The following is a 13,914-nucleotide window of genomic DNA, read 5'->3' as shown; positions in this document are numbered from 1 at the left end:
AGAATCTAAGGGGGTTGTGCAACAGCATATGCTGTTGCACAACCCTAACGCTTTAACGGGAAGCCTGCTATTTTGAGCAGATCCACCGTTGACCTTTTAGAGAGTTTGAGCCTGAATTGCGGTGATAGCAACGGTGTTGATGATGTCATCAACGGTGCAACCACGAGAGAGGTCGTTGACAGGTTTACGTAGCCCCTGAAGTACCGGACCAACAGCAACGGCACCAGAAGTTTGCTGTACAGCCTTGTAGGTGTTGTTACCGGTGTTCAAATCGGGGAATACGAACACTGTTGCTTGGCCAGCAACTTTAGAGTCTGGCATCTTTGAAGAAGCGATAGACATATTAGATGCTGCATCGAACTGGATGGGCCCTTCAACCTCAAAGTCAGGGTTGTTTCCCTTGACGATTTCGGTTGCCTCACGTACGACCTCAACATCTGCACCAGAACCGGATGTTCCGGTGGAGTAAGAGAGCATCGCAACTTTCGGTGTCACGCCGAACTGGCGGGCAGTCTCAGCAGATGCGGTAGCAATATCAGCAAGCTGCTCTGCGTTAGGGTTGGGGTTCACAGCACAGTCACCGAAAACCAAGACGCGGTCTTCCATGAGCATGAGGAATACGGAGGAAACAATTTTTACGCCGGGGCGAGTCTTCACAAACTCTAATGATGGGCGAATAGTGTTTGCGGTGGTGTTAACAGCACCAGAGACCATACCGTCAACAATGCCCTTGTAGACGAGCATGGTGCCGAAGTAGGAAGCATCTTGTTGCATACGTCCGCGAGCTGCTTCAACTGTCATACCTTTATGTGCGCGAAGCTGAGCATATTCTTGTGCAAAATCTTCGGTGTATTCATTATCGTTGAGGTCTATAATGCGGATGCCGTTCTTATCTTCTCCGGCGAGAGGAAGGTTAATGCCCTCAGCCTGACAAATCTCAGAGATTTTTGCGGGATTACCAATCAGAACGAGGTTGCAGAAGTCACGGCGAGCAATAATCTCAGAGGCACGGAGGATACGTACATCATGGCCTTCGGGTAAGACAATAGTGCGACGGCTTTGGCGTGCTTTTTCAATGAGGTTATGCAAGAAGCGTAGCGGAGTCATGGATGCAGGACGCTCTAACTCGAGACGTTCAAGCAACTCATCAGGGTCTACAGAGCGGGACCATTCACCGAGTGCTGCAGCAATTTTACGAGGCTGTCCGTTAGAGAGTGAGCCTTCGACGCGCGATACGGCACGTCCTGATTGGAAGGTGTCCATGGTGGTTTCAAAGACCGGGAATGGTGCATTACTCATCAGGGAGCTAATGACAGTGTCATTCTTAACCTCAGAGAATCCGCCGGTGAGGAGCATACCAGCAGGTGCTGGGAATGTGGGCGAAAGCGCTGAAGCAAGTGATGCGACAACAACATCAGTGCGGTCACCTGGGACAATGACGAAGTCTCCGTCAGTGAACTGGTCAAGGAAGTTTGCGACGGTCATTGCCGCAATTTTGACGTCGTGAATATCGCGGTTGAGGTGCTCTTCGTCGACTCCTTCAGCGGATAGTTCCAGCGCTGCTACCATTTCGGAGATGGAAGGCAGGGCAAGCTCAGGAATTTCTGGAAGAACGTAGACAGGGCGTTTTGAGGGGCCGCGTTTGACGCTCTTGAGAATTTCCTCGCGTAATTCTGGTTTGCAACGGTTGACCATAATGCCCAAAATGTCGACTTTGGCGTTGGTTAGTTCGGTGCGCGCAACATCTACGGCGTTGACGATGTCTTGTACAGAGGATTCTTGTGCACCAACTATTGCGATAACGGGTAGCCCAAGGTCGCGAGCGAACTGCACGTTGAGGTCGAATTCGACGGTGACTGCGTTGTGAGCCATGAGGTCAGTACCATCGACGATGATGACATCACATTCTGAGGCCATTTCTGCGTAGACAGATACTGCAATAGAGGACATTTCTTCGTGGTTGCCTTGAGCGAGAAGCTCACGGCAACGTTCGAGGGACACTCCTCCGCGGGCTTGTAGGCTGGTAAGCCCAAAGTTTTGCCGCATGAGGTTGAGCATTGGGTCTTGGGCTTCGGTTTGTCCATTGAAGACAGGGCGGAAGTAGCCGACTCGATCTGCACGTTTGATGAGGGAGTCTGCTAGACCTAAGCTCACCAAGGACTTGCCAGAAAGCGGGTTCATTGCTGAAAGGTAGATACCGGTTGTCATGTCTCGTTTCTACTATCTCTTGTACGTCCCGATGGTGGGGCGGATGTCACGGCACTCTTTTGTGTCGATAGTTCATTTGAATTTTATGCCTTAATAGGCGGGTGGTGGGGTAGATTAGTTCCCTCTGTGGGGTAACTCATGAGAATGTTCTATTTTTATGACGATGCTTTGACACGTGGTATTGAGTGTGTGTGTGATGTGTCGTAGGGTGAAAATATGTTATTTGCTTTTTCTGTTGCACCCACTGGTGGTGCCTATGAAGATGGTTCTGTCCATACTGCTGTTGCTCAGGCTGTGAAGATTGTGAATGAGTCTGGTTTGCCGAATGAGACGAATGCGATGTTCACCATTATTGAGGGTGAGTGGGATGAATGCATGGATGTTATTAAGCGTGCGACGGAGGCTGTTTCTGCTGTTGCTCCTCGAGTGTCTTTGGTTGTTAAAGCTGATATTCGCCCGGGGCATGATAGCGGTGAAATAACCGGTAAAGTGGAGCGTTTGAATAAGGCGTTGTCTCAGGAGAGTTAACTATTTTGGGTGGCTTTGTTGCCACGTGTGAGCGGTCTATTGTTCTTGACGAACGATAGGCCGCTTTTTTGTGGGTGTGGCATGAGGTGAAAATTTTACTAAAACGACATAAGTGCTTAAATATGCAACATATGTTGTAGATTTTTTATTTTCTATATACAGTAGGAATAGTTTCCCCAAGTTAAACCAATGTTTTTAAATGTTTTTAATTTTATTCTGTATATTTTTTCGCCTATTTGAAGTGTCTTCATAACGCACAAACCGTAGAAGAACACCCCAGGGCCTGCGCCATCTTCCCCCATATGCGCAACCCCACACTAATAGAAGCCCCCTCCTATGAAAAATATTGACTCTTACCTCTCAACACTATTTTCCGAATACCCACCAACCCCAGCGTTTAAACATGCCAAAAAACGACTCCGACTACGCATGAAAAAACGCCTAAAAACACTCATCAAACACGGTAAAACACCCAGCGAAGCACAAAACATCGTCATAGCAGAGCACAGCTCCTTAGAAGCTCTAGCCGATGAACTCAACATCGCAGAAGAAATCATCTCTTATAGAACGGGCAAAAGCTTTTACGGAATTGCTCAACCCATGTACTCCCTCGTCACCCAAGAATGCGCCCAAAAATATTCTCGGGCACTCAAAGAAAGCTCCGCCCAAAGAGCAACAGGAACCATCTTCTTTATCCTCGGATTAGCTTTCTTCCTGCTCTGCGTCTCAATCTGCGGAGAACACCATACCGTATCAATACCCCTTGCAACGTTAGGGCTTATCCTCTGTATCGTAATAGGCCGCTTCTTGCTCCATCGGGTCAAAAAATACATGAGCCCCTTTAGCATGGTCGAAGAATACGGTTTCATGGCAGACCCAACCGTCAAACAATGGGCGCATGAACAAGAACAAGAACAGAAAAAACATACGCGCACCCTCAAAATTGCCGGTGTACTACTTATCGCAACCTCACCCATCGGCGTCATCGCTCCTGCTCTCTTAACGGATAATCATCGAGTATCCGCCGCGGGGCTTGCCCTGTTACTTTGTATGGTTGCTGCGGGCGTATGGATCATCATATTCTGCTCCTGGGCAACAAGAGCCGCCGACACTATCTGCGTACTATCTCAAGATTGGGGAGATGACACAACACGCCCTACGCCCTTACTGCACCTTTTAAGGAAAGCATACTGGGGTATCGTCATCATTATTTTCTTACTCTGGGGATTTGTAGGAAAACGATGGACAGAAGCATGGATTGTTTTTCCCGTGGCAGCAATTTTGTGCTGTGCTTTGGACGATATTGTCTGCTGCGGTAAAAAGAAAAAATAACCTCGCTATTCTAAGGGCTCGAGATGCCTTAAACAGAAGTGTGATTCTCTGTTATGTCTATCCCTCGAAACATACGTCCTACGCGCATACTCTGCCCCTCGGGGTTATGCCAGGACCCCAAACAAGTCAAAGAAAACCCCTCATGGCTAAAACCATTCTTCTCATAGAAGCGTTGTGCCTTCGCGTTACCTTCGACAATGTGCAGATACGCTGGTTCACCCGATATGAGAACAGCATCCAAAAGTGCCTGACCCAGCCCGTGCCCCTGAGCCTGCTCAAGAGTATATAACTGAACTAACTCACGAGAACCAGCAGGAACCTGTGCAAAATCAAGTTCACTCTCCCACGGCAATGGACCCAAACGAGATAACCCAAAACCTACTGGATGTGAAAAATCTGCAGAAGTATCGTACGCAAGAAAAGCGCGCGACTGAGCAGAAGAAACATTGTCCAAAAATTCCTCAACTAGCTCATCACGAGAATCATACTGACGCTGCATAAAGCCGTCATCCCCATAACCAGCATAAGTTTGGGCTAAACACTTTAACTGTAAATCAACATACACATCTGCATCTTCAACAGTGGCAGGAATAAGCCTATACTGACGGTGAATGATTTCCACGAACATCGTCCTTATCTCATGGGTAGATTGCTGATAGATACCCTCAACACTGTACCCTTAAACCTGTGGCTAGACGCAGAAGAAAAACAAAGAACACCGCAACAGACCAAAGCACGCTTGTCGAAGGAAAATACCCCATCTCTACAGGGGTAGCGGAACTCATTGAAGATGACTACACTCCCGGTGGATGGGTCCTTGAAATCAACGGTATGGAATCATCACATATCGTCTTAGACGATCCCAGAGCACTGGACTTTGAATATATGCGATGGATAGCTGCCGCCGTCGAAACCTATGCAGAAAGTACCCTAGACACCGAAAAATTGCGTTTAACACACCTCGGCGGAGGGGCGTGCTCCATGGCACGCTACTTTGTGGACGTTTACCCAAAATCACGCAATACGGTGGTAGAACTTGACGCAAAACTCGCAGAATACGTGCGCCAGTGGTTCTCACTACCGCAAGCACCACAGCTTAAAATACGAGTAGGCGAAGCGCGAGCTGTGACAGAAACATTTACCGCCCAATCGCGTGACATCATCATTCGTGATGTTTTTGCCGGATACATCACCCCCGAACCGCTCACCACACTAGAATTCACGCGCATCGCCTCAGAATCCCTATCTCACAAAGGTCTATACATTATTAACTGTGGTGACTATCCAGAACTCTTAGGAGCAAAAGCAGAAGCTGCCGCTATCGCAGAAGTCTTTGAATATACCTGCATTATCGCTGACCCTGCCATGCTCAAAGGCCGCAGACGAGGCAACATCATTATTGCTGGTGCTCACTCTCCACTGCCATTAGACGGCGAATATCTTGCCACCCAACTGACCAAGAGACTCCTCGGTGGTGCCGTACCAGCACAATATAAAGATGACCGCTGGGTACGAAAATTTGCACAAGGTGCAGCCCCTCGCCACGATAAGCCGGTGACGGAAAACTAGTTTTATACGAGGAAGACAGAGGGTGCTCACCAGTTAGCTGGTGAGCACCCTCTGTCTGATATGTCGCTATAAAACTTTTAGTCAACTTTAAAAAAGCTGATGGGTGTTGTGCCCTTTTGTCCAAGGCATACGAGAATGAAATCTGAAATAGGCAAAAGTGTAAACAACTGCAGAAAAAATACCGCAGACAACAAGAATGAAAAATGTTGTTTTGAGGATAGCGGCCATACTCTGTAACTCCATGCCAGAGTGCCCAGTCACCATAATCGCCACAGCGATTGCAACCATAAAAGAAACAATCGCAAGGTTTCGGGGGAGTCTTTCTACTGTTTTCCGAGACATAAAAACCTCCTTGAGATGTAACTAAACTAACATTACACGAGGCTTTTAGTCAACCTACTTAGTATTTTCTTCTGGTGCCAACATCCACTACCATAAGAAACCTTCCGGCTATTTACCGGCACAAACAAAGACGAGTAAGGTAGTACCGTGAAAAAAATTCTGCAACAAATCCCCGGGTTCTCCACACCAAAAAACACCACCGAAGAACACCGCCACGAAAACACCGCCACCACACACCAACCAGAAGAAGCCCCCATCTACCTCATCTCCATGGCAGGCTACCCCAACTATGGCGACGAACTCATCACCCGCAGATGGCTCGAATTCTTTGCAGAACACAAACCCAACACCGAAATCTGGCTCGACGTTCGCGAACCCGGAACAGCCAGCGCCCTCTTCAAAAACATCCACCCCAAACTCCACATTGTCAACACTGTATTCCGCGCCATCTTCGAATACGAACACAACCTCAACCGCCACCCCAGCGAACTCATCAAAACACTCGGCTCACCACGCTTCGACGCAGGACTACTCCAACTACGCAGAGCCGGAACCATACACCTCCTCGGCGGCGGATTCATCAACAGTGTCTGGCCATCCAACGCCCTCATCATCGAAACCATGCAAGCAACAGCCCAAGAAACCGGAGCGCGACTCATCGCCACCGGACAAGGACTCATGCCACGCATCACCGAAAACTTCACCGGATTCTCACACATCAGCGTACGAGATACCCCCAGCTCCTACGCCCTAGGCATTACCCGCGGACTCGACGACGCCTACCTCATCAACCCCAACACCCTCACCCAAAACACCGCAGAATTCTCACCAGAGAACACGCAGCTCTACCTCTGCGTCCAAAACGACGCCGTAGAAGACGGACAACACCAACGAATGCTCAACTTCGTCCGCGCACAAGTCAAAAAACTCGACATACCCCGCGACAACATCCACTACGTCGAAGCAATCCCCGGCGCCGACTACACCGGATACGAAGCACTACAAGACATTGTTAACCCCCACGGATTCATCTCCTTCCAACAATTCTGGGACGAAGACTTCACTTTCTCACCAGAACAACTCTGGATAACCAGCCGATTCCACCACCACCTCATGGCATCTCTCGCCGGCGCCCGCGGAATCGCACTGAGCGGAAAACCCGACTATTATGACGTCAAACACCAATCCCTCCTAGAACTAGGAAGCCACTGGAAACTTTCTGGCGCAGATTCCCAAGAACTCTACAACTGGAGCGACTTCACTGCGCCCGAAGATATGACTCGACACGTCCACACTAAATATCAACAAGCTTGCACACTATATAGCGTTGGATAACTCATAAAGAACAATGGGGGCTCGATAGCGGTATGCTATCGAGCCCCCATTGTGTATGAAGAGCAGTTCTAATAACTAGTGGAGTACACCTTCAATGACGCCCATGCTGAAGTAGAGGACAAAAGCACCAGCAACTGCATACATAAGCGGGTGAATATCACGAGTGCGTCCCTGAACCAGACGAATGAAGACGTAGCAAATGAATCCGGCACCAATACCATCGGCGATGGAATAGGTGAAAGGCATCATAATAATCGTCAAAAATGCTGGAATACCAAGACCCCAGTCTGCCCAATCAATATGAACAGCTTGGCGGACCATCAAGAAACCAACAACAACCAATGCTGGGGCAACAGCTTCAAAGGGAACAATATTAACTAGTGGAGAAATAAAGATCGCAAGTAAGAACATCGCACCGGTGATGAGGTTGGCAAAACCAGTACGAGCACCGTCGCCGATACCTGTTGCTGATTCAACATAAATCTGGTGAGAGGAGCTCGAAGCACCACCACCTACAACAGAACCCAACGCATCAACGAGAAGAACCTGATTGATTCCTTCAATCTTTCCATCTTTGCTGAGAGTGCCATTCTCAGCAGCAAGACCAACAGAAGTCCCCATTGCATCAAAGAAAACTGCCAGCAAGATAGAGAATACAAGCAAAGATGCCGCAGCACCGCTGAGTGAACGGAACGCACCAAAAAGGTCAGCCGAACCGATGAGAGAAAGATCTGGCAAGCTAAACCAATGAGGTGGAACACTTGGAACCATCAAAGACCAGCCGGTGGGGGAATCAAGAGAAGAGCCGGAAGGCGCAATAGTCTCAAGGAAAATAGATAACGCTGTTGATGCAACTACCGAAATCAGAATTGCTCCACGAACATTGCGAATAAAAAGTGCAATAGTAAGGAACAATCCGAAAAGGAATACGACAGTTGGCCAGCCCATAAGATGACCGCCAACACCGAAAGAGACAGGAACAGTTGTTCCTGCTGCGTCTGGCATACGGCGTACAATACCTGCTTCAACTAATCCGATAAAAGCAATAAATATACCGATACCAACAACAATAGCCGTTTTAAGGCTTTGCGGTACCGCGTTAAAAACAGCAGTCCGGAAACCAGTAAGCACCAGCAAAAGCATGATAATACCCGCCCAAACAACAAGCCCCATAATTTGGGGCCATGTAAGGTTCGGGGTGGTTGCAATAGTAGAGGCAAGGAGTGCATTAACGCCTAATCCTGCTGCCATGGCAAAGGGCTGGCGCGCCCAAATGCCCATGACAATGGTCATGATGCCAGCAATGAGAGACGTAACAGCTGCTACCTTCTCTGGTCCGAGGACATTACCTGCAGAATCTGCTCCAGTGCCAATAATGAGGGGATTAAGTACCACGATGTAGCTCATGGCGAAGAAGGTTGCGAAACCACCTCGAATTTCTGTTCCGAAGGTAGAGCCTCGCTCGGTAATTTTGAAGAAACGGTCTAACCCATTAGTAGGGGTGGGTGCCGATGCGGATGCGTGAGCCGCGGTGTTCTCAGAAGACATTCGTTGAATCCGTAGTTACTCTCGTGTGAATGGGGATTAAAAGCCCCAAAAATGAAGAAAGCGTTAACGATGCGCAAATACGCAATGTCAACGCTGATAATTACCTGATAATAATACGTCTTGAGATGCTATATGTGTGGTAAAACCTGCCGTAATTTTCGAGAAAAACCTTAACAAAAATGCAGTAATATTTTCAAAGGGCGCTTCACCAGAGGATTACTTGGAACAAAGCTATAGAATTCACAGCAAATCCAGGGTTACTTTCGGCGTTGCCAGACTGTTAGTGTAGACGAGAAGAAAAACCGTTAGTTGATTGATGACGTACCCTGAAGGACACCCTCGTGAGTGTATATCCTACTATTGCAGAGATGGCATATTCTGTCCAAGCTGTTGTTGAGACTTCTCGTCCTGCACGATACGCAAAACAGCTGATATCGCATATGTGCCATAAAGTCCCTTGTGAAGAAATAGTTGATGGCCATCGAATCACTTTTAACCGAGAAGGTATTTTTAGTGGTTATGGTGATGTTCTCGTGACAGATATCGCTGGAGAAACGAAACTGGTTCTATGGGCGTATGCAGAAGATGAAGAGCGCTTAGAACGTGTCAAAGGTATTCTTGTACGTCATCTTGAGCGATTTGGAGAACGCGAAGGACTTACTGCTCAATTTAATAACTGAGAATATGTCGTAATGTCTTGTCAGAGATGTGAACAAAAGTTCATTTGACAAGGTGTTTTGACGAAATATCGTATTTAATAAATCCTAAATCATTGAATACCGTTCACTCGAACGATATTTGTATCATTTAGGAGGAACACTATGCTGGATTTCTTCGCAATCCGCAAAGCCCCACCGTCTGGCCTATCTACCAGCGAACAACGCAAACTCTGGCTCCGAGAATTCCTTAAAGCCTTCTTCGTTGTGTTCTTGGTGTACATGTCAATGTACCTGATTCGCAACAACTTTAAAGCCGCTCAACCGCTCCTTAAAGAAGAATATGGGCTAAGCACCCTCGAATTGGGCTATATTGGTCTAGCGTTCTCTATCACCTACGGTTTAGGGAAAACCCTTGTCGGCTATTTTGTAGATGGCAGAAATTCTAAACGTATTGTTTCTGCCCTACTCGTCTCTGCTTCCCTGATGGTTCTGGTCATGGGGTTGTTGCTGAGTGCCTTCGGTTCTGTCATCGGTATCTTTGTGGTGCTATGGGGGCTCAATGGTGTCTTCCAGTCTGCTGGTGGTCCTGCCTCATACTCGACTATTTCACGGTGGACACCGCGTGAAAAACGAGGACGTTACCTTGGTTTCTGGAATGCTTCACATAATATTGGTGGCGCTATTGCTGGTGGTCTTGCCCTATGGGGAGCTAACGTCTTTTTCAACGGTCACGTTGTTGGTATGTTTATTTTTCCTGCGCTGATTGGTCTCGCTATTGGTATCGCAGGTCTTTTCATCGGCAAAGACGACCCCGAAGAGCTTGGTTGGAACCGTTCAGAAGAAATTTTTGATGAACCTATTGAAGAAGAAAATACCCAGTCTGAGTCTTTGACTAAATGGCAGATTTTCACCACCTATGTTCTCAAAAACCCGTGGATTTGGATTCTATGTACTTCAAATATTTTCGTGTACATCGTGCGTATTGGCATTGATAACTGGGCGCCGCTCTACGTCAGTGAAGAATTGCACTTTAGCACTTCAGACGCGGTAAACACGATTTTCTTCTTTGAGATTGGTGCCCTTGTCGCAAGTATGTCGTGGGGCTATATTTCCGACTTACTCAAAGGACGTCGTGCTCTGGTCTCTGTTGGTTGCCTCTTTCTCATTTTCTTCGCCGTCGGACTCTATAAGAATGCGCATAGTGTTACAGAAGTTAACATTGCCCTCTTCTGTTTAGGTGCGCTCATCTTTGGTCCACAGTTACTGATTGGTGTTTCCTTGGTGGGCTTCGTCCCTAAACGTGCAGTGAGCGTAGCAAACGGCATGAGCGGTACTTTCGCATATCTTCTAGGGGACTCGATGGCAAAAGTTGGTCTGGCTGCCATCGCTGATCCTGAACGTTCTGGCCTTACTGTTTTTGGTCATGTGCTACACGGCTGGGACTCTGTGTTCACCGTATTCTATGCTGCATTGGCTATCGGGATTATCCTTCTGGGCATCGTTGCTTATGGTGAAGAACGCAAGATTCGTCGTTTACAAAAAGTTGAGCAATAAACAGGCTTATCTCTGATAAAAAGCGGTGTTGTTGTGATGAAATCTCATCACAACAACACCGCTTTTGCTATCCCGGGAAACCTGCCGAGGATACATTTTATCCTTGCTATTTTTTAGAATGCAGAGCGAGTTGAGCACCCTAACACTAAAAAATAAATATTATGAATACGTAATATGCCGTTGTGTCTCCATAGGAATAAGCCGATGACTAGCCGTGTTCGTGGAATAATTCTCATTGCCCTTGCCGTAATTGTAGGGTTGATCATGCTCTTAAACCCCCTCATTAATGTTCTAGAATCAGCTCAGCTCTTTTGGGCTTTCCTCACCTATACGTGGTTCGCTCTCGCCATACTTCTGAGTATCATCTATGTCTTCACAGAGACACTAAAACTCGGACCAAACATTCCCCTAGCAGTCTCCCTGCTGCTTGGCGGAGCTGTCTCTATGCTTACAACGGCTTTTGCCCGCCGGGCAGAGAACACCATCTCTATGGTGTTCTCAATTCTCTGGTTGCTTGCCTTTTGCCTCATTGGAATTATCGAGTTCAGGCAACGCTCTCGCACTAATCAGTCATTTTAAATAAGCCCAAGAACATTCCTATGAGCAACAACGCTACGCCGAGAACGCAACAACGAGACCGGTGGATTCACCACGTTATACTTCTTATCAAAACTAGCAAACTATTAGATGTACGAGCTGTTGCACCAGAATTTCGTCTCACCCGCAACGCTTACTTCCTCCTTGGCTTAGCTTGCCTGCTCATCAGCATGTTACTGGGGCTATTCCTGACGTTCTTTGTGATCGCTGCCCCCACAATATTTGCCTATATTGGCGAATCGCAGCGCCTCGTCCCATCACTACTTTCTCTCGGTGGAATTTACTGCTTGACTCATCACCTCCTAAAAATATCGGGTCGCACTGCACGCGAAATCAATGCTCCAGCTGACGCCACCATCCTTACGCACGCCGGTTTCACCCGAGGGCAACTATTCACAGCACGGCTCATTCTTCCCCTAACATTCGAAACGCTACTGATGGTCATTGCCTTGTGCTCATACTCCATCATTGCAATCTGTAACTGGGAAATACCAGCACACATCATCCTTAAACCGCTACTGACAGGGGTATTACTTAGCATCTCTGGAGGACTCTTTCGAGGCACTGCACTGTGCCTACTAGCAACAGGCAGAACGTCAATGACCACGCTACGAGTACTTCTTTGGTCTTTTCTCTTGTACGGTGCCGGAAGCATCTTTGCAGGGATTCTACTGCCTATCATGATGGGAGAAAACAGCTTCCGTGAGGCTATACAAAAATGTTTTGCTTTCCTCCTCTCCGAGCAAGGAACAATAACACTCCTCAGCCTGACCCTCATCCTTTTAGGCGTATCAGCAGCAGCGTTAATCCGTCTACGACACAAAATCTTCTGGAATAACGCACCCATAGATTCTGCCCCCACCTACACAACATGGCGCATACCATTGCCTCAAAATGCGTGGAGAAGACTCATTGCCCTGCCACTGACCATCACCCGAGATGCAACAGACGGAGAATCTGGAGAATTTCTCATCTCTGCCCGCATCACATATTTTTCAGCAGCTTTCTGCACCGGCATGCTGGTCAATAACACCGTGATAGAGCCCTTCTTACCTGCTGAAGCCGCATGGGGCATAGCCATGGGAGCACCCCTACTATCTACCGGTGTAGCACACAGAATCTGCTCGGTAAACGCGTATCGCCCACTACTTCCTCACCTAACAGCATCACTGCTCGGGGAACGCGGCGTAGCAAGCGCAATAGTCTGCTCAACCACCTTAGTATGTGCACCATTGAGCCTATTATCTTTACCACTACTCTTGCTCATATCGTCAGTCTCAGCCTCTTCACTCCTGATCGCATGGCTGACTGGAACACTCATCGCGCCGGCTCTCACTCTCTGGGCAGACTGCCTGTTCCCTGGTCGTCTACCCTCACAATCTAACGGGCGTATCCGCCAAAACCCCATCGCCTCCACCCTCATCTCTGTTATAGCCGGCATATTTGCGCTCATCGCCTATGCACTCCTTCACCAAAATACGCCCCTCTACGTTCTACCCCTCATCAGCATCTGCCTCACAACACTATTCACCCTGACCGCCCGAATCCCCAGAAAAACACTCTAATGGCTCTATTAACCACCACTCACCTACATTTTGGGTTTACACCCACCCAACCCATACTCGAAGACATCAACCTCAGCCTCGACACCCATCAGGCAATAACACTCAACGGACCCAACGGCGCCGGAAAAAGCACCCTCCTAAATCTCATAGCCGGAGCACTACAACCCACTGGCGGAGAAATCACCCTAGCAGGACACCCACCCCACAGCATAGAGGGGCGACGTACCCGCTGGCATATGAGCACACAACCAGCACTCTTTAGACTCCTCACCGTCCGCGAACAACTAGAGTTCTACTGTGCCGCCTACGGCACAGACCCTGCCGCAGCACTAGATCTTCTACAAAAACTCGTGCCAGAGGACATTACCGACCAACTATGCGCACAAATCTCAAGCGGACAAGCACAAAAAGTATGGTTCGTAGCCACCATCGCCGTACACCAAGCACCACTGTTATTGCTCGACGAACCATTCTCCACTATCGACATAGACTCCGTGCCCCTCATGATCGATATCCTCGAAACAGAACGCTTAGCAGGACGCTCAATCATTCTCATAACCCATACACACCAACACCTTCTACCCAACACCTGGCTAGAAAAAGATATACGCTCTCTGAACGCAAACCACAGCGCATAAAACCGCAACACCCCTGAAAGAAAAGTTAAGTAAACCTAA

13 protein-coding genes are annotated in these 13,914 nt (G+C 48.1%); 9 read left to right on the top strand and 4 right to left on the bottom strand.

Annotated features, from left to right (window positions below):
* Positions 1-96: 96 nt before the first annotated feature.
* Positions 97-2,208: a phosphate acetyltransferase gene (gene pta, locus ACN084_RS02705; RefSeq protein WP_419105808.1), complete on the bottom strand. Its 2,112-nt coding sequence runs from the start codon at positions 2,206-2,208 to the stop codon at positions 97-99.
* A gap of 216 nt (positions 2,209-2,424) precedes the next feature.
* Between pta and ACN084_RS02700 the strand changes: the two genes are divergently transcribed.
* Together ACN084_RS02700 and ACN084_RS02695 are read left to right on the top strand one after the other, a co-directional pair.
* On the top strand, positions 2,425-2,736 hold the full coding sequence (locus ACN084_RS02700; RefSeq protein WP_419101174.1) for a thiamine-binding protein: 312 nt from the start codon (positions 2,425-2,427) through the stop codon (positions 2,734-2,736).
* A gap of 336 nt (positions 2,737-3,072) precedes the next feature.
* Complete coding sequence (locus tag ACN084_RS02695) at positions 3,073-4,068, top strand: hypothetical protein (protein ID WP_419105807.1); 996 nt, start codon at positions 3,073-3,075, stop codon at positions 4,066-4,068.
* A 28-nt stretch (positions 4,069-4,096) separates the two neighbouring features.
* Here the strand turns inward: ACN084_RS02695 and ACN084_RS02690 are convergent, their stop codons facing one another.
* Complete coding sequence (locus ACN084_RS02690) at positions 4,097-4,690, bottom strand: GNAT family N-acetyltransferase (RefSeq protein ID WP_419105806.1); 594 nt, start codon at positions 4,688-4,690, stop codon at positions 4,097-4,099.
* 65 nt (positions 4,691-4,755) lie between these two features.
* On the opposite strand from ACN084_RS02690, the gene ACN084_RS02685 reads away from it, so the two are divergent.
* The gene (locus ACN084_RS02685) at positions 4,756-5,637 is read left to right on the top strand and encodes a spermidine synthase (RefSeq protein WP_419105805.1); all 882 of its coding nucleotides are present in this window, start codon (positions 4,756-4,758) and stop codon (positions 5,635-5,637) included.
* An 87-nt stretch (positions 5,638-5,724) separates the two neighbouring features.
* On the opposite strand, the gene ACN084_RS02680 is transcribed toward ACN084_RS02685, so the two are convergent.
* On the bottom strand, positions 5,725-5,979 hold the full coding sequence (locus ACN084_RS02680) for a hypothetical protein (RefSeq protein WP_419105804.1): 255 nt from the start codon (positions 5,977-5,979) through the stop codon (positions 5,725-5,727).
* 147 nt (positions 5,980-6,126) lie between these two features.
* On the opposite strand from ACN084_RS02680, the gene ACN084_RS02675 reads away from it, so the two are divergent.
* Positions 6,127-7,314 carry a polysaccharide pyruvyl transferase family protein gene (locus ACN084_RS02675; protein ID WP_419105803.1) on the top strand — a complete coding sequence of 396 codons (1,188 nt, stop codon included), beginning with the start codon at positions 6,127-6,129 and terminating at the stop codon, positions 7,312-7,314.
* A 75-nt stretch (positions 7,315-7,389) separates the two neighbouring features.
* Here ACN084_RS02675 and ACN084_RS02670 read toward each other — a convergent pair whose 3' ends face one another.
* Complete coding sequence (locus ACN084_RS02670; protein WP_419101168.1) at positions 7,390-8,862, bottom strand: NCS2 family permease; 1,473 nt, start codon at positions 8,860-8,862, stop codon at positions 7,390-7,392.
* Positions 8,863-9,203: 341 nt separating this feature from the next.
* Here ACN084_RS02670 and ACN084_RS02665 point away from each other — a divergent pair, with 341 nt between their 5' ends.
* The 5 genes from ACN084_RS02665 (at position 9,204) to ACN084_RS02645 (ending at position 13,875) form a co-directional block, all read left to right on the top strand.
* Positions 9,204-9,542, top strand: coding sequence for a DUF2218 domain-containing protein (locus ACN084_RS02665; RefSeq protein ID WP_419101167.1), 339 nt, complete (start codon positions 9,204-9,206; stop codon positions 9,540-9,542).
* A 141-nt stretch (positions 9,543-9,683) separates the two neighbouring features.
* Positions 9,684-11,075 (top strand): hexose-6-phosphate:phosphate antiporter, encoded by a 1,392-nt coding sequence (gene uhpT / locus ACN084_RS02660; RefSeq protein WP_419101166.1) that lies wholly within the window; start codon positions 9,684-9,686, stop codon positions 11,073-11,075.
* Positions 11,076-11,279: 204 nt separating this feature from the next.
* Positions 11,280-11,654: a hypothetical protein gene (locus ACN084_RS02655; RefSeq protein WP_419105802.1), complete on the top strand. Its 375-nt coding sequence runs from the start codon at positions 11,280-11,282 to the stop codon at positions 11,652-11,654.
* Positions 11,655-11,674: 20 nt separating this feature from the next.
* The gene (locus ACN084_RS02650) at positions 11,675-13,237 is read left to right on the top strand and encodes a hypothetical protein (RefSeq protein WP_419105801.1); all 1,563 of its coding nucleotides are present in this window, start codon (positions 11,675-11,677) and stop codon (positions 13,235-13,237) included.
* On the top strand, positions 13,237-13,875 hold the full coding sequence (locus ACN084_RS02645) for an ABC transporter ATP-binding protein (RefSeq protein ID WP_419105800.1): 639 nt from the start codon (positions 13,237-13,239) through the stop codon (positions 13,873-13,875). The genes ACN084_RS02650 and ACN084_RS02645 overlap by 1 nt, the downstream gene beginning before the upstream one ends.
* Positions 13,876-13,914: the final 39 nt, after the last annotated feature.

This window comes from Rothia sp. P7208 (assembly GCF_048512915.1).
In the GTDB taxonomy this organism is placed as follows: domain Bacteria; phylum Actinomycetota; class Actinomycetes; order Actinomycetales; family Micrococcaceae; genus Rothia.
The sequence above is the reverse complement of the archived record's forward strand: the minus strand, read 5'-3'. Positions and strand labels throughout refer to the sequence as shown.